The 23,098-nt window shown below is 40.9% G+C and carries 19 protein-coding genes and 1 pseudogene; 14 read left to right on the top strand and 6 right to left on the bottom strand.

Annotation, left to right across the window (positions count from 1 at the left end; genetic code table 11):
• Positions 1-8 precede the first annotated feature (8 nt).
• A complete protein-coding gene (locus PR809_RS17480) occupies positions 9-431 on the top strand; it encodes a DUF411 domain-containing protein (RefSeq protein WP_102138971.1) in 423 nt (140 codons plus the stop codon).
• A 48-nt stretch (positions 432-479) separates the two neighbouring features.
• Here PR809_RS17480 and PR809_RS17475 read toward each other — a convergent pair.
• Positions 480-1,471 (bottom strand): annotated as a pseudogene (locus tag PR809_RS17475) (aldo/keto reductase).
• 199 nt (positions 1,472-1,670) lie between these two features.
• Positions 1,671-2,447, bottom strand: a complete 777-nt coding sequence (yaaA, locus tag PR809_RS17470; protein WP_206276125.1) for a peroxide stress protein YaaA — start codon at positions 2,445-2,447, stop codon at positions 1,671-1,673.
• A gap of 282 nt (positions 2,448-2,729) precedes the next feature.
• Here yaaA and tal point away from each other — a divergent pair, with 282 nt between their 5' ends.
• On the top strand, positions 2,730-3,683 hold the full coding sequence (gene tal, locus PR809_RS17465) for a transaldolase (protein ID WP_102138974.1): 954 nt from the start codon (positions 2,730-2,732) through the stop codon (positions 3,681-3,683).
• Between the two features lie 190 nt (positions 3,684-3,873).
• Positions 3,874-4,455, top strand: a complete 582-nt coding sequence (gene mog, locus PR809_RS17460) for a molybdopterin adenylyltransferase (protein WP_181489286.1) — start codon at positions 3,874-3,876, stop codon at positions 4,453-4,455.
• A 79-nt stretch (positions 4,456-4,534) separates the two neighbouring features.
• On the opposite strand, the gene satP is transcribed toward mog, so the two are convergent.
• A complete protein-coding gene (gene satP, locus PR809_RS17455) occupies positions 4,535-5,101 on the bottom strand; it encodes an acetate uptake transporter (RefSeq protein WP_004905651.1) in 567 nt (188 codons plus the stop codon).
• A gap of 335 nt (positions 5,102-5,436) precedes the next feature.
• On the opposite strand from satP, the gene dnaK reads away from it, so the two are divergent.
• Together dnaK and dnaJ are read left to right on the top strand one after the other, a co-directional pair.
• Positions 5,437-7,347 carry a molecular chaperone DnaK gene (dnaK, locus tag PR809_RS17450; protein WP_102138976.1) on the top strand — a complete coding sequence of 637 codons (1,911 nt, stop codon included), beginning with the start codon at positions 5,437-5,439 and terminating at the stop codon, positions 7,345-7,347.
• A gap of 110 nt (positions 7,348-7,457) precedes the next feature.
• Entirely contained in the window at positions 7,458-8,591 is a 1,134-nt protein-coding gene (gene dnaJ, locus PR809_RS17445) for a molecular chaperone DnaJ (RefSeq protein WP_102138977.1), read from the top strand.
• A 67-nt stretch (positions 8,592-8,658) separates the two neighbouring features.
• On the opposite strand, the gene PR809_RS17440 is transcribed toward dnaJ, so the two are convergent.
• On the bottom strand, positions 8,659-10,059 hold the full coding sequence (locus PR809_RS17440) for an amidohydrolase (RefSeq protein WP_206276124.1): 1,401 nt from the start codon (positions 10,057-10,059) through the stop codon (positions 8,659-8,661).
• Positions 10,060-10,173: 114 nt separating this feature from the next.
• A complete protein-coding gene (locus PR809_RS17435) occupies positions 10,174-11,022 on the bottom strand; it encodes an EamA family transporter (protein ID WP_102138979.1) in 849 nt (282 codons plus the stop codon).
• A 388-nt stretch (positions 11,023-11,410) separates the two neighbouring features.
• Between PR809_RS17435 and nhaA the strand changes: the two genes are divergently transcribed.
• Entirely contained in the window at positions 11,411-12,586 is a 1,176-nt protein-coding gene (gene nhaA / locus PR809_RS17430) for a Na+/H+ antiporter NhaA (RefSeq protein ID WP_102138980.1), read from the top strand.
• Between the two features lie 194 nt (positions 12,587-12,780).
• Complete coding sequence (gene nhaR / locus PR809_RS17425) at positions 12,781-13,704, top strand: transcriptional activator NhaR (RefSeq protein WP_102138981.1); 924 nt, start codon at positions 12,781-12,783, stop codon at positions 13,702-13,704.
• A 53-nt stretch (positions 13,705-13,757) separates the two neighbouring features.
• Here the strand turns inward: nhaR and rpsT are convergent, their stop codons facing one another.
• Positions 13,758-14,018, bottom strand: a complete 261-nt coding sequence (gene rpsT, locus PR809_RS17420; protein WP_004914688.1) for a 30S ribosomal protein S20 — start codon at positions 14,016-14,018, stop codon at positions 13,758-13,760.
• Positions 14,019-14,605: 587 nt separating this feature from the next.
• Between rpsT and ribF the strand changes: the two genes are divergently transcribed.
• The 7 genes from ribF to carA all read left to right on the top strand — a co-directional run bounded on the left by ribF (position 14,606) and on the right by carA (position 23,092).
• Positions 14,606-15,544: a bifunctional riboflavin kinase/FAD synthetase gene (ribF, locus tag PR809_RS17415; RefSeq protein WP_102138982.1), complete on the top strand. Its 939-nt coding sequence runs from the start codon at positions 14,606-14,608 to the stop codon at positions 15,542-15,544.
• A gap of 28 nt (positions 15,545-15,572) precedes the next feature.
• Positions 15,573-18,383: an isoleucine--tRNA ligase gene (ileS, locus tag PR809_RS17410; RefSeq protein WP_206276841.1), complete on the top strand. Its 2,811-nt coding sequence runs from the start codon at positions 15,573-15,575 to the stop codon at positions 18,381-18,383.
• Entirely contained in the window at positions 18,383-18,886 is a 504-nt protein-coding gene (gene lspA / locus PR809_RS17405; RefSeq protein ID WP_102138984.1) for a signal peptidase II, read from the top strand. Before ileS ends, lspA begins: the two co-directional genes overlap by 1 nt.
• 82 nt (positions 18,887-18,968) lie before the next feature.
• Positions 18,969-19,439, top strand: a complete 471-nt coding sequence (gene fkpB, locus PR809_RS17400) for an FKBP-type peptidyl-prolyl cis-trans isomerase (protein WP_166266644.1) — start codon at positions 18,969-18,971, stop codon at positions 19,437-19,439.
• Positions 19,420-20,373 (top strand): 4-hydroxy-3-methylbut-2-enyl diphosphate reductase, encoded by a 954-nt coding sequence (ispH, locus tag PR809_RS17395; protein ID WP_102138986.1) that lies wholly within the window; start codon positions 19,420-19,422, stop codon positions 20,371-20,373. The genes fkpB and ispH overlap by 20 nt, the downstream gene beginning before the upstream one ends.
• Before the next feature lie 289 nt (positions 20,374-20,662).
• The gene (dapB, locus tag PR809_RS17390; protein ID WP_206276842.1) at positions 20,663-21,484 is read left to right on the top strand and encodes a 4-hydroxy-tetrahydrodipicolinate reductase; all 822 of its coding nucleotides are present in this window, start codon (positions 20,663-20,665) and stop codon (positions 21,482-21,484) included.
• 444 nt (positions 21,485-21,928) lie between these two features.
• Complete coding sequence (gene carA / locus PR809_RS17385; RefSeq protein WP_166266657.1) at positions 21,929-23,092, top strand: glutamine-hydrolyzing carbamoyl-phosphate synthase small subunit; 1,164 nt, start codon at positions 21,929-21,931, stop codon at positions 23,090-23,092.
• Positions 23,093-23,098: the final 6 nt, after the last annotated feature.

Genomic DNA, 23,098 nt, shown 5'->3' with positions numbered 1-23,098 from the left:
AAATAGCAATGAAAAAGATAATTTTAGGTGGAATGTTTTTACTCTCATTTTCTGCATTTTCTCAAAACCAGAGCGTGCAATTGTATAAAGATGCAAATTGTGGCTGCTGCCAATTATGGGGAGAAGGGGTTAAAAAAGCAGGGTATGACGTTGTGGTCAATGAAATCAGTTATGATGACTTGAACAAACTGAATGATGAGCTGAATGTGCCATACAACTTACGCAGTTGCCATATCGCTAAATACAAAGGTAAGGTGATTGTTGGTCATGTTCCTGTCAGCAGTCTTGATGCGATTGATACCTTACCGGCGGATGTGGTAGGAATTTCTGTTCCGGGTATGCCAATTGGTAGCCTAGGGATGGAGCAGCCGGATGGCCGTACTCAGCCTTATTCTGTGGTGCAGTTTAAAGCAAATGGGGAATATCGTTAATTAAGATAAAATTTATTAAGTTGCAGGGTTATCTGCAACTTATTGGTTTTATTCGCTTTCTAATATTAATTCGATGGCTTTGAGTTCTTCTTGCGTAAAATTACGATTTTTTAGGATCCCCATTGCATCATCAATTTGGCTAATACGGCTTGCACCGATGAGAACGGAAGTGATCCTATCATGTCTAAGTAACCAGGCTAAGGCCATTTGGTTTAACTTCTGCCCTCTTTTTACCGCCAATTCATTCAATTGTTTAACTTTTGATAAAATGGTTGAGGTGAGCCTTTCGGGGGTAAAGAAGGGTTGCCTGCCGCGCGTGAATCAGCAGGAATGCCATTAAGGTAGCGATCAGTTAAAATTCCACCGGCTAGCGGAGAATACGCAATAGAGCCCACCCCTTCTTCTTCCAGTAAATCGAGTAAATCTTCTTCGGGAGTGCGTTCTAGCATGGAGTATTTAGGTTGGTGGATCAGGCAAGGGGTCCCCAATTCATTGAGAATACCAATTGCTTCTTTGGCTAAATTGGTTGGGTAATTAGAAATCCCTACATACAGGGCTTTTCCTTGGCGAACAATGAGATCTAGCGCTCCCATGGTTTCTTCTAATGGGGTATTGGGGTCAGGTCGATGATGATAAAAGATATCCACATAATCCAAGCCCATTCGCTTCAAGCTTTGGTTAAGGCTTGCAACCAAATATTTTTTACTTCCCCAGTCACCATAAGGGCCATCCCACATAGTGAAACCCGCTTTTGATGAAATGATCATTTCATCACGATAAGGCAGAAAATCTTGTTGCATGATTTGGCCAAATGTACTCTCGGCAGATCCAGGAGGTGGCCCATAATTATTAGCCAGATCGAAATGGGTGATCCCAAGGTCAAAAGCATGACGAAGCATGGCTTGGCAGTTATCAACGGGTTTGTTATTACCAAAGTTGTGCCATAACCCTAATGAAATGAGTGGTAATCGTAACCCGCTACGGCCACATAAACGATATTCCATTTCGTTATAGCGCTTTGATGATGCAACATAAGGCATACTTCACCTCCAAAATAGTGGGTAAAACCTCAACTTATACTGTCATAAAGCTAAAAAGCAGGCTGAGGAATCAATGCTAATTTGTTATTGGCTAGAAAGTTTATAAATAAACTGTGATAGAGCTGGAAAAAAGAATGAAGTATTTTGAAATACGTGGGTATCGGTTGTGCGCCAGTCCCCACGTTTTATGTATTAAGAATTAAGCTTGTTCTGAACGAGTAAATACCAGCTCGTTACCTTTAGATTGGCTTTCATCAAATTGATAGCCTTCCAAATTAAAATCAGCCAGTTGGTCTGTTGTCGTCAATTTATTTTGGATAATAAAGCGGCTCATTAAACCCCGTGCTTTTTTTGCATAAAAACTGATAACTTTATATTTACCATTCTTTTCATCAAGGAAAACAGGTTTGATGATTTGACCATCCAATTTCTTCGTATTCACGGATTTGAAGTACTCATCAGAAGCTAGGTTGATCAATATTTGGTCTTTCTGTTCTGCTAAGGCGTGATTTAACTGTTTGGTGATAATGTCTCCCCAAAACTCATACAAATCTTTTCCACGGGTATTTTTTAAACGAATTCCCATTTCTAAGCGATAAGGCTGCATTAAATCTAGCGGTCTTAAAATACCGTAAAGACCTGATAATATGCGTAAATGGGATTGGGCAAACGCAAAATCGTCTTGTGAAAAGGTTTCAGCTTGCATTCCAGTATAAACATCCCCCTTGAAAGCGAGGATCGCTTGGCGTGCATTTTCTGGGGTAAAGTCCGCATGCCATTCTTCAAAACGAGCAGCGTTGAGCCCTGCAAGTTTGTCACTAATTTTCATTAAACTGGCGATATCCGCAGGGGTTAACTTACGACAGACATTAATTAATTTTTGAGACTCAGTGAGTAATTCAGGCTGAGTAAATTGCTGCGTCGCAAGTGGGCTTTCGTAGTCTAATGTTTTTGCAGGTGAAATTGTAATAAGCATGACTTGACCCTTTATAAAGAATGATACTGCTTACTTTAGCAAAAATTCTTCCTAATTGGGTAATTGATACGATAAGCCAAACCAATATTATTCTTTATTACAATAAGGGCGCAGTATAACTTGCTAAAAGGATTCAGTTTCTAATTGGCTAGCGAAACCGATTGCCAATCAAATAGTTGCTTTTGACTAGATTTACTTGCTTGCAGCAATATGGATGCATGATATTATCTGTAGACGGTGCGGCGATAGCCACAATTCCTTTATAACAACGAGATTAAAGAAATGACCGATAAACTAACCTCACTACGTAGTCTGACAACCGTTGTTGCTGATACTGGCGACATCGAAGCGATGAAGCTTTACAAACCACAAGACGCGACCACAAATCCATCGCTGATCTTAAATGCTGCACAAATTCCTGAGTACCGTAAATTAATTGATGAAGCGGTAGAATGGGCACGTAAGCAAAGCAGTAATCGTGAGCAACAAATTGTTGATGCTTGTGACAAACTGGCTGTTAATATCGGTCTGGAAATTCTGAAATTAGTTCCGGGTCGTATTTCTACTGAAGTTGATGCGCGCCTTTCTTATGATGAAGAAGCTTGTATTACTAAAGCGCGTCACTTAATTAAAATGTATAACGATGCAGGCATCAGTAATGACCGTATTCTGATTAAACTAGCTTCGACTTGGCAGGGTATCCGTGCTGCAGAGAAACTGGAAAAAGAAGGCATTAACTGTAACCTGACCTTATTATTCTCTTTTGCTCAAGCACGCGCTTGTGCGGAAGCAGGTGTATACCTGATTTCTCCATTTGTGGGCCGTATCCTTGACTGGTACAAAGCGAATACAGATAAAAAAGAATTCGCACCACATGAAGATCCAGGTGTAGTTTCTGTTACTGAAATCTACAATTACTACAAAGCTCACGGTTATAAAACTGTGGTTATGGGCGCAAGCTTCCGTAACGTGGGTGAAATCATTGAGTTAGCAGGTTGTGACCGCTTAACTATCTCCCCAGGCTTATTGAAAGAACTGTCTGAGTCACAAGGTGAATTAGTCCGTAAACTGACTGATACAGGTAAAACTCAAGAGCCAGGCGCTAAGTTAACTGAAGCTGAGTTCTACTGGCAGCACAACCAAGATCCAATGGCGGTTGATAAACTGTCTGACGGTATCCGTAAGTTTGCAGTAGACCAAGAAAAACTGGAAAAAATGATTGCAGATTTACTGTAGTTTATTTCGTTTTTTCTTAAAACCCAGCCAGTTGGTTGGGTTTTTTTATACCTATTTTTCATTGAGTTAGTTCTCAATTTCAAGATATAAAATTGAGGTCGCTGTATGCAAAAGCGCATCATGCTATGATAATGCTCCTGTTTATCCATTAGTAGACAGTTTCTGAATTGATCAATTTTTTGAGGTTTGTATGAATGAATTGCGCATAGGTCTGGTTTCTGTTTCTGATCGTGCTTCGAGTGGTATTTATGAAGACAAAGGTATTCCAGCACTAGAAGAGTGGTTAGCAAAAACGCTGACAACCCCTTTTCGTATCGAAACTCGCCTGATCCCTGATGAGCAAATCATGATAGAGCAAACATTATGTGAGCTGGTGGATGAATTTGCTTGCCATTTAGTCCTCACTACTGGTGGCACAGGGCCCGCTCGTCGCGATGTCACGCCTGATGCAACCCTTGCGATTGCTGACCGCGAGATGCCGGGTTTTGGTGAGCAAATGCGCCAAATTAGCCTGAAATTCGTCCCTACTGCGATACTATCACGTCAAGTGGGGGTAATACGCAACCAAGCTCTGATTTTAAATTTACCTGGACAGCCTAAAGCGATTGCGGAAACTCTGGAAGGTTTAAAAGACAAAGAAGGGAATGTGGTAGTTTCTGGTATTTTTGCCAGTGTTCCTTATTGCATTCAATTACTTGATGGCCCTTATGTAGAAACAGACCCTACAATTGTGAAAGCGTTCAGGCCTAAATCGGCTATTCGCCCTGAGTAGTCTTTTAATGTAATCAGGTGAGACTTAACTCACCTGATTAATAATATTTAATGCATAAAATCACATACGTTAGTTAAATTTAACCACGCTGGCCAATCGGTAATACTGTTTTGCCATATTGCTCATTTAATATTTCCGCAACTGCTAAATAAAATGCGCTAGCACCACAGATAATTCCTTCAAAACCTGCAAATTTTAGTAATGCTGCATTTCCTGTAATGTTACCGATTGCTAATAAAGCGAATAATACAGTTAAGCTACCGAAGACAAATTGCAAAACAAAATTAGCTTTGAACGTTCCTAAAAACATGAAAAAGGTAAAAATTCCCCAAATAGCGAGGAAAACACCTAAAAATTCAGGTGAAGTTGCTTCGGCTAATCCCATTGATGGTAAAAATAATAAACCCACTAATGCAATCCAAAACATACCGTAAGAGGTAAATGCAGTTGCACCGAATGTATTGCCTTTTTTGTATTCAATCAGACCCGCAATAAATTGAGCAATACCACCATAAAAAATGCCCATACTTAAAATAACGGATGAAAGAGGGAAAAAACCTGCGTTATGAATATTCAGCAGGATGGTTGTCATACCAAAGCCTAGTAAACCAAGTGGGCCTGGATTTGCAAGAGAGCTAGACTGCATATAACCTCTGGTAAAATATAAATAATTCAAATAGATAAGAAACAAAAAGTTTTGCCAAAGTGACAGCGGCGGCGCATCATACGCAGTTTTAATTGTTTAAACAATGATCACAAGACAGGTTTTTTTGCAATAAATGCAAATTTTTTTGATTCTCCCCCTTGATGAATGAATTTGTGACCCCATCTTAAAAGCATAAACTGATATCAATCCAAATTATTGCGTATTGAAAAATAATTTAGGCTCTGAGTGAAAACTCCCTTGAAAATGAAATATTGAGCCTCATATAGATTGATATCGAAATCATAGTGAAAAGAATTCCTTTGGAGGCGTTTTAGATGGGTAAAATCATTGGTATCGACTTGGGTACAACTAACTCATGCGTTGCAATTATGGATGGTACTACAGCTCGTGTTCTGGAGAACAGCGAAGGTGATAGAACGACTCCTTCCATCATTGCGTACACTCAAGATGGTGAAATTTTAGTTGGTCAGCCAGCAAAACGTCAGGCTGTGACTAACCCAGAAAATACTTTATTTGCAATCAAACGTTTGATTGGTCGTCGTTTCCAAGACGAAGAAGTTCAGCGCGACGTTTCTATCATGCCATATAAAATCATTGCGGCTGATAACGGCGATGCTTGGTTAGATGTGAAAGGCCAAAAAATGGCTCCACCACAAGTTTCAGCTGAAGTTCTGAAAAAAATGAAGAAAACAGCAGAAGACTATTTAGGTGAGCCAGTAACAGAAGCGGTTATTACTGTTCCTGCTTACTTTAACGATGCTCAGCGTCAAGCAACTAAAGATGCTGGCCGTATCGCGGGTCTAGAAGTAAAACGTATTATTAACGAACCAACAGCTGCGGCATTAGCATATGGTTTAGACCGAGAAATTGGTAACCGTACTATCGCGGTATATGACTTAGGTGGTGGTACCTTTGACTTATCAATCATCGAAATCGATGAAGTTGATGGTGAAAAAACCTATGAAGTTCTGGCTACTAATGGTGACACACACTTAGGTGGTGAAGACTTTGATACACGTTTAATTAACTATTTAGTTGAAGAATTTAAGAAAGAACAAGGTGTTGACCTGCGTAACGACCCGTTAGCAATGCAACGTCTGAAAGAAGCTGCAGAAAAAGCGAAAATTGAGCTGTCTTCTGCACAACAAACAGATGTTAACCTGCCGTATATTACAGCAGATGCAACAGGTCCTAAACACATGAATATCAAAGTGACTCGTGCGAAATTAGAGTCACTGGTAGAAGATTTAGTTAAGCGTTCTATGGAGCCAGTTAAAGTTGCTCTGCAAGACGCAGGCTTAAGCGTGAGCGAAATCAACGACGTTATCTTAGTTGGTGGTCAAACACGTATGCCAATGGTTCAGAAAGTTGTTGCTGATTTCTTTGGTAAAGAACCACGTAAAGACGTGAACCCAGATGAAGCAGTTGCAATGGGTGCAGCAGTTCAAGGTGGTGTTTTAGCCGGTGATGTTAAAGACGTTCTGTTACTTGACGTAACTCCTCTGTCTTTAGGTATCGAAACCATGGGTGGCGTGATGACTTCGTTAATCTCGAAGAACACCACTATCCCAACTAAACATAGCCAAGTGTTCTCAACAGCGGAAGATAACCAAGCAGCGGTAACTATCCATGTTCTGCAAGGTGAGCGTAAACGTGCAAGTGATAACAAATCACTGGGTCAGTTTAACTTAGACGGTATTCAAGCTGCTCCACGTGGTATGCCACAAATCGAAGTGACTTTTGATATCGATGCTGATGGTATCTTGCATGTGTCTGCTAAAGATAAAAATAGTGGACGTGAGCAAAACATCACCATTAAGGCTTCTTCAGGCCTGAATGATGAGGAAATCGAAAAAATGGTACGTGACGCAGAAGCAAACGCTGAAGCTGACCGTAAATTTGAAGAGCTAGTTCAGGTTCGTAACCAAGCTGACCAATTAGTTCACGGTACTCGTAAACAAATCGAAGAAGCCGGTGATAAATTACCAGCTGAAGATAAAGCGAATATCGAAAAAGCAACTTCTGAATTAGAAGTGGCATCAAAAGGTGAAGATAAAGCGGATATCGAAGCGAAAATCCAAGCTTTAGTCACTGCATCTGCAAAACTGTTGGAAATCGCACAGCAACAAGCTCAAGCGGGCGGTGCAGCTGGCGCAGAAGCGAAGAAAGATGATGACGTTGTTGACGCTGAATTCGAAGAAGTTAACGACAAAGATAAAAAATAATGCCCTTAGCGGGCGCAGTAGCTGTAGCAAATGATAGTTAATGGTTACTGATACCGGATACGGGCGTCGAGGGAACTCTACGCCCGTTCCGCATGTTAAGGGTAAATTAAATGGCCAAAAGAGATTTTTATGAGGTATTAGGCCTCGAGAGAAATGCTTCTGAGAAAGATATTAAGCGTGCTTATAAGCGTTTAGCGATGAAGCACCACCCTGACCGTAATCAGGGAGATAAAGAGTCAGAAGATAAATTTAAAGAAATTAAAGAAGCTTACGAAGTGCTTTCTGACGAGCAAAAACGTGCTGCTTATGACCAATATGGTCATGCTGCGTTTGAGCAAGGCGGAATGGGGGGCGGTGGCTTCGGTGGTGGTGCTGACTTCAGTGATATCTTTGGTGACGTCTTCGGTGATATTTTTGGCGGTGGCCGTAGACAGCAGCGCCCAAGCCGTGGTTCTGACCTACAGTACAACATGGAACTGACTCTCGAAGAGGCTGTCCGTGGAGTGACCAAAGAAATCCGTATTCCGACCTTGGAAACCTGTGACGTCTGTCATGGTAATGGTGCGAAGCCTGGGACGAGTGCAGATACGTGCTCTACCTGTCACGGTATGGGCCAAGTCCATATGCGCCAAGGCTTTTTCTCTGTACAACAACCTTGTCCAACGTGTCATGGTCGCGGTAAAGTTATCAAAGATCCATGCAACAAATGTCATGGTCATGGCCGTGTTGAAAGATATAAAACCCTGTCAGTCAAAATTCCTGCAGGGGTAGATACAGGTGACCGTGTTCGTTTATCAGGAGAAGGTGAGGCCGGAGAAAACGGAGCACCAGCAGGCGATTTATTCGTTCAGGTTCATGTATTACCTCATAACATTTTTGAGCGTGATGGTAATAACCTGCATTGTGAGGTTCCGATTAACTTTGCTGATGCAGCATTGGGGGGCGAAATTGAAGTGCCAACCCTTGATGGCCGTGTGAAACTGAAAATCCCAGCAGAAACTCAAACCGGTAAAATTTTCCGCATGAAAGGAAAAGGTGTGAAATCGGTACGTGGTGGTTTGCAAGGTGACTTAATGTGCCATATTGTTGTTGAAACCCCTGTAAAACTGAATGAAAAACAAAAAGAGTTACTCAAAGAATTTGGTGAGTCACTAGGTGGAAAGAGTGGTGAGAAGAATAGCCCGCGCTCTAAAAGCTTTTTAGATGGCGTGAAAAAATTCTTTGATGATTTAACTAATAAATAATTAGTTAATAATTGGTAATGTTAGAATGGCTGACTGAGCATATTGCCAAGTCAGCCATTTTTTTATCTTATTTTACGACTTCACCACTCGCAACTACGGTTTCGCGGACTTTGTTAGCAAAATCTTGAGCTTCTTTAATAATGGTGCCTTCATCTGCGGTCAGCAGCTGGCGGTCTTGCATCAATACCTTGCCATCAACAATAGTATGGCGAACATTAGCTCCATTTGCACCATAGACTAATGCGGCATAGGGGCTATACATAGGAACCATGTTTGGTGATTTAATATCAATAACAATGATGTCAGCTAATTTCCCTGCTTCGAGAGAGCCTAATTTGTCTTCCATGTGTAACACGCGTGCAGAACCCATGGTTGCCATATCGACAACCGTGATCGGTGGCATTGCGGCTCTATCTTTATTGGCTAGTTTGTGAATTTTACCCACTAAGTTTAGCTCATTTAACGTCGTTAATGTATTACTCGACATCGGGCCATCCGTTCCTAAACCAACACGAATACCTTTTTCAAGCATGGTTGTGACCGGGGCGACCCCTTTAGCAGATTTCGTGTTTGCACTGATATTATGTGCGACACCAACATCATACTGTTTGAGGAGATCCATATCTTTTTCATCAACCATAATGGCGTGAGCTGCAATAACTTTATTATTCAGTGCTCCAATATCAGCCATATATTGTACAGGGCTTTTCCCTCCCGTACGTTTGGCTATTTCTTCTTGCTCACGATCAGTTTCAGCCAGGTGGATCATCACTGGCATATTAAGTTCTTGAGACAATTTTGCGATTTTCTGTAAATGCTCTGTGGTATTGGTATAAGGTGCATGAGGCGCAAAAGCGGGTGTGATACGAGGGTGATCTTTGTATTGGTTGATGAAATTCACTGCATAATTGATACCTTCATCTGCATTTTTTGCATCAGCGACAGGAAATTGAATGACTGATTCCCCAAGGACAGCCCTCAATCCAATTTTATCAACGGTTTTAGCCACTTCATCTTCAAAATAATACATATCAACGTAAGTTGTGACACCACCTTTAATCATTTCAATATTAGCAAGGTTTGCTCCAACTCGTACCATTTCACGGGAGACCATTTTGTTTTCTAATGGGAAGATATAACGGTGTAAACGGTCTGGTACATCATCGGCCAAAGAACGGAATACGGTCATAGATGCATGTGTGTGAGTGTTAATTAACCCAGGCATGACAATGTCGCCATCAACCTTCAGGATATTAGGTGCTTGATAACTTTGAGCTAGTTCAGGGCCACCAACGGCAATGATTTTATTGCCTTTGATGACAACAGTACCATGGTCAATAATTTGTTTCTGGGCATCCATTGTTAAGATGGTTCCATCGACAATAATGATGTCAGCAGATGTAGCTGCAAAGCTAGAAAAAGAAGCACTAATAATGGAAACAGCCAGTAAAGATTTTAAAAACGACATTTTGGCCTCATATCTGGTGAGAAAATATAAAAATTATGAGTAAAAAATATTAATACTATTTCTGATAAAATTAAGTTTGCTGCTTACTGATTGAATATTCAAATAATAATTTTATTAATGACTTAATTTTGCTAATAAAATACCAAAAACAATAACGACACAGGCAACGACTCGCATTACGTTGAATTTTTCTTTGAGAAAGGCAATGGATAGGAACATGGCGAAAAGTACACTCGTTTCTCTAATCGCTGCGACCATGACAATTGGCGCTTGGCTCATCGCCCATATAGCAATGCCATAGCTAATGAGCTGCATTAGCCCACCGAGTAACCCTGAACGCCAGTATTGTTGAATTCCAACAATGAAGGTACCTCGGTATTTGATAAAACCGGGTATAGCTAACACCATTCCGTTCAATAAAAATAGCCAAAGTGTATATGTCACGGGATCTTCACTTGCTCTGGCTCCATAACCATCAGATAAGGTATAACAGGCAGTAAAGAAGGCTGTTGATATGGCAAAAGCTAGAGCTTTCCCATTGATATTTAATGTGAACTTTTTCCCAGCAAAGGCAATGAGCACGACACCACTAATAATAAATAAAACACCAATAAGACCCATCAATGGAATTAATTCATTAAATAGCAACACACCTAGTAGTGCCGTTATTAATGGGGCGGACCCGCGTGATATTGGATAAATCTGGCTTAAGTCACCGTGTGTATAAGCCTGACTTAAAAAATAGGTGTATCCAATATGAAAAAGTACGGATAGGGCTAACCAATGAATAGCTTCTGGTGACGGTAGGCCAAACCAAAATATTGCGGGTACCGCTAAGACGCCAGAAAAAACAGAAATCATGACTAGGCCGAAAAAACGGTCATTGCCAAATTTAACTATGGCGTTCCAGCTTGCATGGCAGAAAGCTGCAAACAGCACAGAAAGTAATACGTAAGTTGTCATTGTTAAATTGTAATCATTAGTATTTTATTAGCAATCCAAACACATTTTTTTGCGAAGCGCTTGGCAGATATCTTGTGGATAGTCTTCCATATTTAAAATTTTTACGAAAGGTATCGAAGAAAGAAATATATGTTTTTTGCCTGCGAAGATAAAAAGTGTAGATTTTTGATACCAAAAAAATTGAATTTATAAAGTCCGTTTATCACAAAATTTATTATTTGTTTTTATAAAAATTGTCTATAGTAAAATTAACGTTTTTTTCTCATTTGCCGTGATCTCTAACCTAAATTGATCGGTAATTTCGAGTGTTAAGCGATAAATAAACGATTTTTTACGAATTAATAATTAGCATAGTATTAACATTCAAAAAAACATTGAGGTTAAATATATGACAGCAATTATTCGTAAATTTTTAAGGTTAGAAGCAGCAGGGGGCTTACTTCTGATTATTGCTGCCATAGTCGCTTTAGTGATGGCAAATTCGCCATTGCAGGGGGCTTATCAGCAATTTTTAGATATCCCTATATCAATTAAAATATCAGAATTTGGTTTGGATAAGCCTTTGATATTATGGGTTAATGACTTCTTAATGGCGATTTTCTTTTTGGTGGTTGGCCTTGAAGTAAAACGTGAATTATTGGAAGGATCCCTCGCAGGACGTGACAAAGCGATATTTCCAGCAATTGCGGCACTAGGTGGAATGATTGCTCCTGCATTAATCTATTTATTATTTAATGGTGGAGATGCAGTTACCCAGCAAGGTTGGGCAATACCTGCCGCTACTGACATTGCTTTCGCGTTAGGTGTGATGGCGTTACTAGGTAAGCGAGTACCCACAGAGCTAAAAGTGTTCTTATTGGCATTGGCTATCATTGATGATTTAGGCGTTATCGTAATTATTGCATTTTTCTATACCAGCTCAGTTTCTTTGGTTGCATTGGGGTTATCAGCACTGTGTATTGCGATCCTTTGTATGATGAATTGGCGTAGAGTAGAGAATACAGCCGCTTACTTAGTTATTGGGTTAATATTGTGGGTGTGTATTTTGAAATCTGGTGTTCATGCCACATTAGCTGGGGTAATTGTCGGCTTCTTGATCCCTTTACGTGGTACTAACCAGACTAAGCCTTCAGAAGAATTGGAGCACGTCTTACATCCATGGGTTGTTTACTTAATTCTACCTATTTTTGCATTTGCTAATTCAGGTGTGCAACTTCAAGGTGTGACTTTTGACGGTTTATTAAGCCCACTGCCATTAGGGGTAGCCGCTGGCTTGATCTTAGGTAAGCCTATTGGGATTTTTCTGTTTAGTTGGGTTTCGGTAAAACTTGGGTTTGCAAAATTACCGGAGTCGATTAACTTAAAACAAGTATTTGCAGTTTCTGTACTGTGTGGGATCGGTTTTACTATGTCTATTTTTATCACTGGCCTCGCATTTGATGGGCTTGATGAGGTGTATAGTACCTATTCACGCCTAGGTATTTTGATTGGTTCGACGTTAGCCGCGTTTTTAGGGTATTTTATGTTAAGAGTAGTGTTACCGAAACAAAAAGAACCAATCTAATACAAGCTTATTGTGTAGTTTTGCAAATTATTAGTAAGAATTTCCGAACTAATAATCTATGATATACCGTAGTGTGTTTATTAATACACTACGGTATTCATTTTAAAGGCCCTGAAAATATAGGGTACAGGTAAATGTGTATGGTCAATAGTAGTTACCATAACTAGACTAGCGACGGTACAAAAGGAATCGATATGCGGGTTTCACATCTTAATTTTAACCATCTTTACTACTTCTGGCATGTATGTAAAGAGGGCTCTGTTGTCGGAGCAGCAGAAGCGCTTTACCTGACTCCTCAGACAATTACAGGGCAAATAAAAGCGCTAGAAGAGCGTTTAGGTGGCAAATTGTTTAAAAGGCAGGGGCGAGGTTTAGTGCCATCTGAGCTTGGACAATTAATTTTCCGCTATGCAGACAAAATGTTTATGCTTAGCCAAGAAATGCTTGATATTGTCAATTACAGCCGCGAATCTAACTTACTGTTTGATGTCGGGGTTGCGGATACGCTATCAAAACAGCTAGTAAGTAAAATATTAGAAACTACGGTTGTTGAGCATGAACAGATTCATTTACGTTGTTTTGAATCAACCCATGAATTGCTATTAGAACAGCTCAGCCAACATAAATTAGATATGATTTTATCTGACTGCCCAGTTGACTCATCGCAGCAGGAAGGCTTGTTTTCGGTGAAATTGGGCGAGTGTAATATGAGTTTCTTTTGCCGTCAGCCTATCCCTAAAAAGCCATTTCCTGAATGTTTAGAGGAACGTCGCTTATTGATCCCTGGTCGGCGATATTTGTTAGGTAGGCATATACTCGCTTGGATCCGCAATAAAAACTTGCAGGTTGAAGTATTAGGTGAATTCGATGATGCCGCACTTATGAAAGCATTCGGCATGCATTATAACGCAATTTTTGTTGCTCCTTCGCAATATACACCTGATCTTTTAGGTGGAGAAGATATTGTGGAGTTAGGGCGTTTAGAGAGCGTTAAAGAAGAATATTACGTTATTTTTGCAGAGAGAATGATCCAGCACCCAGCAGTACAGCGAGTGTGTAATAAAGATTTTTCAGATTTATTTTCAGTTCCGCTTGATAGCCTAGATAAAAAACAATAATAAATAAAAAAACCGGCATAAGCCGGTTTTTTTAAGCTAATCAAGAAGCAAAATTACATTGCTTTGATTTGAGCAACTAAGTTAGCTTTATGACGTGCTGCTTTATTTTTGTGGATCAGGCCTTTAGTAGCATGGCGATCAACAATAGGTTGCATGTCATTGAATGCTTTCTGAGCAGCTTCTTTATCGCCTGCAGCGATAGCAAGGTAAACTTTCTTGATAAAAGTACGTACCATAGAGCGACGGCTAGCGTTATGCTGGCGACGTTTCTCTGACTGAACGGCACGTTTCTTAGCTGATTTGATATTAGCCAAGGTCCAACTCCCAAATGTATTCTATTGAGGACAATTCAAAGGTCGAGGAATATGCCCTTTCGCCCTTCATTTGTCAATGGATTTGTGCAAATAAACATCGTGTACTTCGATGTTCATGCGCTGTGAATGGTGCAAGATTCTATCAGCAAATATGAGAAGAATACAGATCTTCGCGTGAAAAAATGCGTAATTGATGGCAGAAATTTAAAAAGAACTAAGACGAAAAATAATTTTTAGCTTATCAATCAATATCGAGTATGAAAATTAATCATGATATGGTTGTTTTTTGTTCTTTTTAACCGTTCGGTTATAACCATTGAAGTATAAAACATAAAAATATAATATTTTTAGAGACCTTGGAACAAATTTGTTGTATTGATAATCCATTGGTTACCCCAAAGTTTTTGATGTTCGAATGCAATAGCTCTGTTGGGGAGCGTAATAACCCACTAATTGCATAAAATAGTGGGGAATAAGTCGTGTAGAGATCAAAAAAATAGGGTTTAATGAAACCTTTTGCGAACTAAGGTTAACCTTATGCGTCGTACAAGGTATAATCCTGCAATTTCCTCGGTATTGAGCCTGTTATGGAGCTAATTCGCGGTATACAGAATATCCGGGCGTGCCATCATGGTTGCGTGCTGACTATCGGTAATTTTGATGGTGTCCATCGTGGGCATCAGGTTTTACTTCAAAATTTGAAACTTAAGGGGGCTCAGTTAGGGCTACCAACTGTTGTGATGATATTTGAGCCACAGCCCCTTGAATTTTTTATTGGTGACAAGGCGCCTGCGCGTTTGACACGCCTGCGAGACAAAGTTAAATATCTCGCAGATAGTGGTATCGATTACCTCTTATGTGTTGAATTTAACCAGCACTTTGCATCATTAACACCTGCTGAGTTTGTTTCTGACTTACTCGTCAATAAGCTTGGTGTAAAGTATCTCGCTATAGGTGATGATTTCCGCTTTGGGAAAAATCGCATGGGGGACTTTGCTTTTTTACAACAAGCGGGTGATGAATTTGGTTTTGAAGTTGCAGATACAGAAAGCTTCTGTGATTCAGGGCTACGTATCAGCAGTACAGCGATACGTAAGGCAATTCAAGAAAATAATCTTGAATTAGCTGAAAGCCTATTAGGGCACTCTTATCGTATTAGCGGGCGAGTGGTTCATGGTAATCAACTTGGCAGAACAATAGGTTTTCCGACAGCAAACCTACCGTTAAAACGTTTAGTCACACCCGTTACTGGTGTGTATGCTGTAGAAGTTTACGGTTTAGGTGATAAGCCTTTACCGGGTGTGGCAAATATTGGCACACGTCCGACTGTATCTGGAAAAGGAACACAGTTAGAAGTTCATCTGATTGATGCAAATATGGATTTATATGGGCGTCATATCGATGTAGTGTTACGTAAGAAATTACGTGATGAGCAGCGGTTTGCTTCGTTGGAAGCGCTTAAGGAGCAAATTGCTAATGATGTAATTGCAGCGAGAGAGTATCTTACTGCAATAGGAATCAGATAATTTAGCGGAAAATTGGAACTGAGAATCGATGAGTGACTATAAAAATACCCTGAATCTACCAGAAACAGGGTTCCCAATGCGTGGCGATCTCGCTAAACGCGAACCACAGATGTTAGAGCGCTGGTACAAAGAAGGTTTGTATCAGGCAATCCGTAAAGCAAAATCGGGCAAAAAAACCTTTATTCTGCACGATGGCCCTCCATATGCTAACGGCAGTATTCATATTGGTCACTCAGTTAACAAAATTCTCAAAGACATTATTATTAAGTCCAAAGGGTTGGCGGGCTATGACTCCCCATACATCCCAGGTTGGGACTGCCATGGATTACCGATTGAACACAAAGTTGAACAAATCGTTGGTAAGCCAGGGGAAAAAGTTTCCGCTGCTGAATTTCGTGCACAATGCCGTCAATACGCTAAAGAGCAAATTGAAGGCCAAAAAGCTGATTTCATGCGTCTAGGTGTATTAGGTGAGTGGGATAAACCTTATCTAACAATGGATTTTAAAACCGAAGCTCACATCATTCGAGCATTGGCGAAAACTATTGCAAACGGCCATTTAGTGAAAGGGGCAAAACCTGTTCACTGGTGTACTGCCTGTGGTTCTTCATTAGCAGAAGCTGAAGTTGAATATTATGATAAAACTTCACCATCTATCTATGTTCGCTTCCCAGCCGTAGATGGTAAAGCTGTGTGTGAAAAATTTGGCATTGTTAGCGAAAAAACACCTTCGTTAGTCATCTGGACAACAACGCCTTGGACTTTGCCTGCTAACCGTGCGATTTCTTTAAACCCTGAGTTTAAATATGATTTAATCGAAGTAAATGGTGAGTTACTCATTTTAGCTGCCGACCTTGTCGAAGTGGTGATGAAAACGGTAGGGGTTGAGGCATGGGCCGTTTTAGGTGAATGTGAAGGTTCTGCACTTGAGCTTTTACGTTTCCAGCATCCATTTATGGGCTTTGATGTGCCTGCAATTTTGGGTGATCACGTGACATTAGACGCCGGTACGGGGGCTGTTCATACTGCACCGGGCCATGGTCCTGAAGACTATGTTGTTGGCCAAAAATATGGTTTAGAAACAGCGAACCCTGTGGGCCCTGATGGCTGCTTCTTACCAAATACTTATCCAACATTAGATGGCGTATTTATTTTCAAAGCGAATGACCTTATCGTTGAATTATTGAACGAAAAAGGCGCGTTACTATACAAACAAGCGATTCAACACAGCTACCCATGCTGCTGGCGCCATAAAACTCCGGTTATCTTCCGTGCTACGCCACAGTGGTTTATCGGTATGGATAAAAACGGCTTACGTGAACAATCTCTGAAAGAAATTGATATTGTTCAATGGATCCCGGGTTGGGGGCGCGCACGTATTGAGTCAATGGTTGAAAACCGTCCAGACTGGTGTATTTCTCGTCAACGTACTTGGGGTACCCCAATGTCGTTATTTGTTCATAAAGACACTGAAGAACTGCACCCTCGTACATTAGAATTAATGGAAGAAGTGGCTAAGCGTGTTGAAGTGGATGGCATCCAAGCATGGTGGGATCTTGACCCTGCTGAGCTGTTGGGTGATGAAGCCGAAACATATCGTAAAGTACCTGACACCTTAGATGTATGGTTTGACTCTGGCTCAACGCACTTTGCGGTTGTGGATGCACGCCCTGAATTCCATGGTAATTCAGCGGATATGTACCTCGAAGGGTCGGACCAACACCGCGGCTGGTTTATGTCATCATTGATGTTATCAACAGCAATGAAAGGTAAAGCACCTTATCGCCAAGTATTGACACATGGCTTCACTGTTGATGGCCAAGGCCGCAAAATGTCTAAATCTTTAGGCAACACAGTGAGCCCTCAAGATGTCATGAATAAACTGGGTGCTGACATCTTACGTTTATGGGTTGCATCAACGGATTACACCGGTGAAATCGCAGTTTCAGATGAAATTTTAAAACGTGCAGCGGACTCATACCGCCGTATTCGTAATACCGCGCGTTTCTTACTGGCTAACCTGAGTGGCTTCAATCCTGAAACCGACATGGTGAAACCAGAAGATATGGTGGTTTTAGACCGCTGGGCGGTGAGCCGTGCTTTAGAAGCTCAGCAAGAGATTGCTAAAGCTTATGATGAATACGACTTCTTGTCTGTGATCCAGAGACTAATGCATTTCTGCTCCATTGAAATGGGGTCATTCTATCTGGATATCATCAAAGACCGTCAGTATACCGCGAAAAGTGATAGCTTAGCGCGTCGTAGCTGCCAAACTGCATTATTCCATATTGTTGAAGCGTTAGTGCGTTGGATGGCTCCAGTTCTGTCATTCACTTCTGATGAAATTTGGAATGAATTACCAGGAAAACGTGCTCAATTCGTTCTTACAGAAGAGTGGTATGACGGTTTATTTGGTTTAGATGAATCAAATGAAATGAACAACAGTTTCTGGACTGAGCTACTGGCTGTTCGTGGTGAAGTGAATAAGGTCTTAGAACAAGCGCGTACTGATAAACTCATCGGGGGCTCATTAGAAGCTGCTGTGACGTTGTATGCCGATAAAGCTCTGGCCGAAAAACTGCAAAGCCTTGGTGATGAATTACGCTTTGTTTTACTGACATCACAAGCCCATGTCGCTGATATCGCAATAGCTCCTGCAGATGCGCAAGAAAGCGAATTAAAAGGTCTGAAAATTGCGTTCAGTAAAGCTGCGGGTGAAAAATGTCCTCGCTGCTGGCACTACGCAAGTGATATTGGCTCTTCGAGCGAGCAACCAGAAATTTGTGGTCGCTGTGTCACTAACGTAGCCGGTAACGGCGAAACGCGTAAGTTTGCTTAATGAAGACGCCAGTTTGTTCTACCGGTTTGCGTTGGTTATGGTTGACCATTGTGATCATCGTAGCGGATTTAGGCATTAAGCAGTTAGTGCTTAGTGACCTAAATCTGTACGAGCCACATCCGATAATGCCATTTTTCAACATAATGTACGCACAAAATTTTGGAGCGGCATTTAGTTTCTTGGCTGATGAAGGTGGCTGGCAACGTTGGTTCTTTGCAGGTATTGCAATTGGGATATCCATTATCTTAATGGTCATGATGTATCGTCAAAGCGCACAAAAACGCCTATCAAATATTGCTTATGCATTGATTATTGGTGGTGCTATCGGTAATTTAAGCGATCGTTTAGTTCATGGCTTTGTTATTGATTATCTTGATTTTTACGTTGGTAATTGGCATTGGCCAACATTCAACCTAGCAGATATGGCGATATGTATTGGTGCGGCCCTTGTCATTTTTGAAGGTTTCTTACCCGATAAATCAAAGCAAGAAAAAGCCAAATAACATAGTCGCGCACTAGGTTAGAATGTAATAACTCACAGCCCAGATTTTCTGGGCTGAATTTTATGATAAATAGGTTTGTTTTATGTCTACTCAAATACAGACGCAGAGCTCTGTTTTACTGCATTTCACATTGAAATTGGAAGATGGCTCTACGGCTGATTCTTCGCACGCACAAGGGAAGCCTGCGTTATTTGTTTTAGGGAATGACTCCTTATCGCCAGAACTGGAAGCCCAATTGATTGGCCTTAGTGAAGGTGAAAAGAAAAGTTTTTCACTGCCCGGAGACACGGTTTTTGGGAAACATAATCCTGACTTAGTTCAATATTTTTCATTGCGTGATTTTATAGAAACGGGCATCCCTGAAATTGGTACGATAATGCTATTCACAGCGATGAATGGCAGTGAAATGCCAGGTGTAGTAAAATCAATTGAAGGCGAGTCGATTACAATTGATTTTAATCACCCGCTCGCTGAGCAGCAAATTAGTTTTGATATCGAAGTGCTTGAAGTAGATCCGCAATTGGAGAATCACAATGCAAATATTAATGGCTAACCCTCGTGGGTTTTGTGCAGGCGTAGACCGCGCAATTAGCATCGTAGAAAGGGCATTAGAAATCTATGGCGCTCCAATTTACGTTCGTCACGAAGTGGTTCATAACCGTTATGTTGTTGATGATTTACGTCAACGCGGTGCTATCTTTATTGAGGAAATCTCCGAAGTCCCTGATGGGTCAATCTTGATTTTTTCTGCACACGGAGTTTCCCAAGCTATTCGTCAAGAAGCGCGCTCTCGCGATCTAACAATGTTATTTGATGCGACTTGTCCTTTAGTGACGAAAGTTCATATGGAAGTTGCACGAGCGAGCCGCAAAGGCAAAGAAGCCATTTTAATTGGCCACGCTGGGCACCCAGAAGTCGAAGGTACGATGGGGCAATATAGCAACCCTGAAGGTGGGATGTATCTTGTTGAAAGCCCAGAAGATGTTTGGAAACTGAAAGTGAAAGATGAAAATAATCTCTCTTTCATGACACAAACGACGCTTTCTGTTGATGATACTTCTGATGTCATTGATGCGCTGACATCTCGCTTTCCAAGTATCGTTGGGCCTCGTAAAGACGATATTTGTTATGCAACGACTAACCGCCAAGAAGCGGCGAGAGAGCTTGCAGAACGTGCTGACATTGTTTTAGTCGTCGGTTCTAAAAACTCATCGAACTCAAACCGTCTTGCGGAGTTAGCTTCGCGTATGCAAAAACCTGCCTATTTAATTGATGGTGCGGAAGATATTAAAACGGAATGGTTAGCGGATAAAAATATTATCGGCTTGACAGCAGGGGCATCTGCGCCAGACATTTTAGTTCGACAAGTTATTGATAGACTTAAAGAATTGGGAGCTGATTCTGTTGTTGAATTGCAAGGCCGTGAAGAAAATATCGTCTTCGAAGTTCCTAAAGAATTAAGGGTTGAAGTCAAAGAGATTAATTAATCATTTGATTTTAATTACGGAAACAGCCGCTTTATGATCCCGATCTCGCGGCTGTTTTAACCTTTCCATTCAAATAGTTCCTTTCGAATATCCTCTGAATTAAAACTTTTACTGATAATCCTTTCTCTCTCTACGCTTTTGTTAATAACGATACATTTTTGCTAGCAGAATATGGTCAGGATAGTTAATCTGTATCACAATCATTTCTAAACTGTGGGTAAAAATAGTCTTTTTATCCTAAGCAACAGTTCAAATTTATCTATTTGCATTAATTAAAAAAGGATAAACCATGGCGAATTCAGTGGTACGTGTTGCAGTCGTTGGTGCAGGTGGGCGTATGGGACGCCAGCTAATTCAAGCCGCGCAGCAACAGGATGGCATTCAATTAGGTGCAGCGATTGAGCGTGAGGGCTCATCGCTTATCGGGACAGATGCAGGTGAGCTCGCTGGAATCGGTAAGTTAGGTATTTCCATTGTTGATTCGCTAAATCAGGTTGTTAATGATTTTGATGTTGTCATTGATTTCACTCGCCCAGAAGGGACTTTACACTACCTTGCATTTTGTAAAGCCAACCAAAAAGCGATGGTAATTGGAACGACAGGTTTTGATGAGCAAGGTAAGCAAGCCATCGCCGAAGCGGCGAAATCCATTCCTATTGTCTTTGCGGCAAATTTCAGTGTTGGTGTCAATGTGGTGCTGAAATTACTGGAAAAAGCAGCAAAAGTGATGGGAAATTACACTGATATTGAAATTGTTGAAGCACATCACCGCCATAAAGTGGATGCGCCATCAGGTACGGCTCTAGCTATGGGGGAGTCTATTGCTACTGCACTTGGGAAAGACTTAAAAGAGTGTGCGGTATATACCCGTGAAGGTTATACAGGGGAGAGAGAACCTGGAACCATTGGTTTTGCAACTATTCGTGCTGGGGATATTGTCGGTGAACATACCGCAATGTTTGCAGATATTGGTGAGCGAGTAGAAATTACCCATAAGGCCTCTAGCCGTATGACCTTTGCAAATGGCGCCATCAGGGCATCTGGTTGGATTTGCGATAGAAATAGTGGGTTATATGATATGAAAGATGTATTAAATCTGGATGATTTATAGTTTTTTATTTTTATTTTCAATTATAAATTAGTTAGTTGTGATTTGTTTTTGTATTTTTAATATCGATTTAAATTATTTCATTTTAAATCGATATTAATTCATGTTTTATGTGTTTTTCTCTTCTTTTTTGGTCGTTAATTATCCTTTTCTCCCTCTTCTAGCTGGGTTATTATCAATAAACTAGTTATCTTGCTTTGCAACCGTTTACTTATTCATTTTTACTATGGTTTATACTGCTCATCCAACTAAAAATGAGGTAGTTAAGTAAAAAAGTAAGATAAAAGTGAAAAAAATGCATTTTTTTCTAGACAAGACTCCATCTCATCATTAGAATGCGCGCAATTTGCCAAAAATTTGCTTAAAAACTCATTTTGGCATTGATTTAGATCGCAAAATCTGAATTAATATGCATAAAACGTGATTTATTATTCTCCGGAGGGTGTTTTGATTAAGTCAGCTATATTGGTTCTGGAAGACGGAACCCAATTCCACGGGCGTGCTATCGGTGCAGAAGGCGCTGCTGTTGGAGAAGTCGTTTTCAACACGTCGATGACCGGATATCAAGAAATAATTACAGACCCTTCCTATTCCCGCCAAATTGTTACTCTCACTTATCCCCATATTGGTAATGTCGGCACTAATGCTGATGACGAAGAATCTCCAAATGTTCATGCGCAAGGCTTAATCATTCGTGACTTACCATTGGTTTACAGTAACTTCCGCGGGCAAGAAGGGTTATCCGAATATCTAAAACGCCATAACGTCGTGGCGATTGCGGATATCGATACACGTAAATTGACACGTTTACTGAGAGAAAAAGGCGCACAAAACGGTTGTATCATTGCGGGTGATAACCCTGATGTTGCACTCGCATTGGAAAAAGCGCGTAGTTTTTCAGGTTTGAATGGGTTGGATTTGGCAAAAGAAGTCTGCACTAAAGAGATTTATAACTGGTCCCAAGGTTCATGGACGCTGGAAAATGGCCAGCAAGGCGCGAAAACCGCGGAAGAACTCCCTTTACATGTTGTCGCTTATGACTTCGGTGCGAAGCGTAATATCTTACGTATGTTAGTTGACCGCGGCTGTCGTTTAACGGTGGTGCCAGCAACAACATCCGCAGAAACCGTATTGGCGATGAACCCCGATGGTATTTTCTTATCGAATGGCCCTGGTGACCCGGCCCCTTGTGATTATGCAATCAAAGCAATTGAAACCTTTTTAACCACAGAAATCCCCGTATTTGGTATTTGTTTAGGTCACCAATTACTTGCTCTGGCTAGCGGAGCCAATACCATGAAAATGAAGTTTGGCCATCATGGTGCTAACCATCCTGTTAAAGATTTAGACAAAGATGTGGTGATGATCACGGCGCAAAACCATGGTTTTGCGGTTGATGAATCGACACTTCCCGACACACTGCGCGTGACTCACAAGTCACTGTTTGATGGAACATTGCAAGGTATTCACCGTACGGATAAACCTGCATTTAGTTTTCAAGGCCACCCAGAAGCAAGTTCAGGGCCACATGATGCGGCAAATTTATTCGACCATTTTATTGAGTTAATTAATGAATACCGTCAAAACACCCCTCGTCAAAACGCACAATAATCGGGA

Source organism: Providencia sp. PROV201 (genome assembly GCF_028479545.1).
Taxonomy (GTDB): Bacteria; Pseudomonadota; Gammaproteobacteria; order Enterobacterales; family Enterobacteriaceae; genus Providencia; species Providencia huaxiensis.
This window is presented reverse-complemented; position numbering and strand designations above follow the sequence as displayed.

Excerpts from the sequence above, each read along its gene's own strand:
- lspA (WP_102138984.1), top strand. The coding sequence starts at position 18,383 with ATGAAGACGCCAGTTTGTTCTACCGGTTTGCGTTGGTTATGGTTGACC.
- ileS (WP_206276841.1), top strand. The coding sequence starts at position 15,573 with ATGAGTGACTATAAAAATACCCTGAATCTACCAGAAACAGGGTTCCCA.
- dnaJ (WP_102138977.1), top strand. The coding sequence starts at position 7,458 with ATGGCCAAAAGAGATTTTTATGAGGTATTAGGCCTCGAGAGAAATGCT.
- PR809_RS17480 (WP_102138971.1), top strand. The coding sequence starts at position 9 with ATGAAAAAGATAATTTTAGGTGGAATGTTTTTACTCTCATTTTCTGCA.
- mog (WP_181489286.1), top strand. The coding sequence starts at position 3,874 with ATGAATGAATTGCGCATAGGTCTGGTTTCTGTTTCTGATCGTGCTTCG.
- nhaR (WP_102138981.1), top strand. The coding sequence starts at position 12,781 with ATGCGGGTTTCACATCTTAATTTTAACCATCTTTACTACTTCTGGCAT.
- PR809_RS17440 (WP_206276124.1), bottom strand. The coding sequence starts at position 10,059 with ATGTCGTTTTTAAAATCTTTACTGGCTGTTTCCATTATTAGTGCTTCT.
- dnaK (WP_102138976.1), top strand. The coding sequence starts at position 5,437 with ATGGGTAAAATCATTGGTATCGACTTGGGTACAACTAACTCATGCGTT.
- dapB (WP_206276842.1), top strand. The coding sequence starts at position 20,663 with ATGGCGAATTCAGTGGTACGTGTTGCAGTCGTTGGTGCAGGTGGGCGT.
- ribF (WP_102138982.1), top strand. The coding sequence starts at position 14,606 with ATGGAGCTAATTCGCGGTATACAGAATATCCGGGCGTGCCATCATGGT.
- satP (WP_004905651.1), bottom strand. The coding sequence starts at position 5,101 with ATGCAGTCTAGCTCTCTTGCAAATCCAGGCCCACTTGGTTTACTAGGC.
- fkpB (WP_166266644.1), top strand. The coding sequence starts at position 18,969 with ATGTCTACTCAAATACAGACGCAGAGCTCTGTTTTACTGCATTTCACA.
- tal (WP_102138974.1), top strand. The coding sequence starts at position 2,730 with ATGACCGATAAACTAACCTCACTACGTAGTCTGACAACCGTTGTTGCT.
- PR809_RS17435 (WP_102138979.1), bottom strand. The coding sequence starts at position 11,022 with ATGACAACTTACGTATTACTTTCTGTGCTGTTTGCAGCTTTCTGCCAT.
- ispH (WP_102138986.1), top strand. The coding sequence starts at position 19,420 with ATGCAAATATTAATGGCTAACCCTCGTGGGTTTTGTGCAGGCGTAGAC.
- yaaA (WP_206276125.1), bottom strand. The coding sequence starts at position 2,447 with ATGCTTATTACAATTTCACCTGCAAAAACATTAGACTACGAAAGCCCA.
- nhaA (WP_102138980.1), top strand. The coding sequence starts at position 11,411 with ATGACAGCAATTATTCGTAAATTTTTAAGGTTAGAAGCAGCAGGGGGC.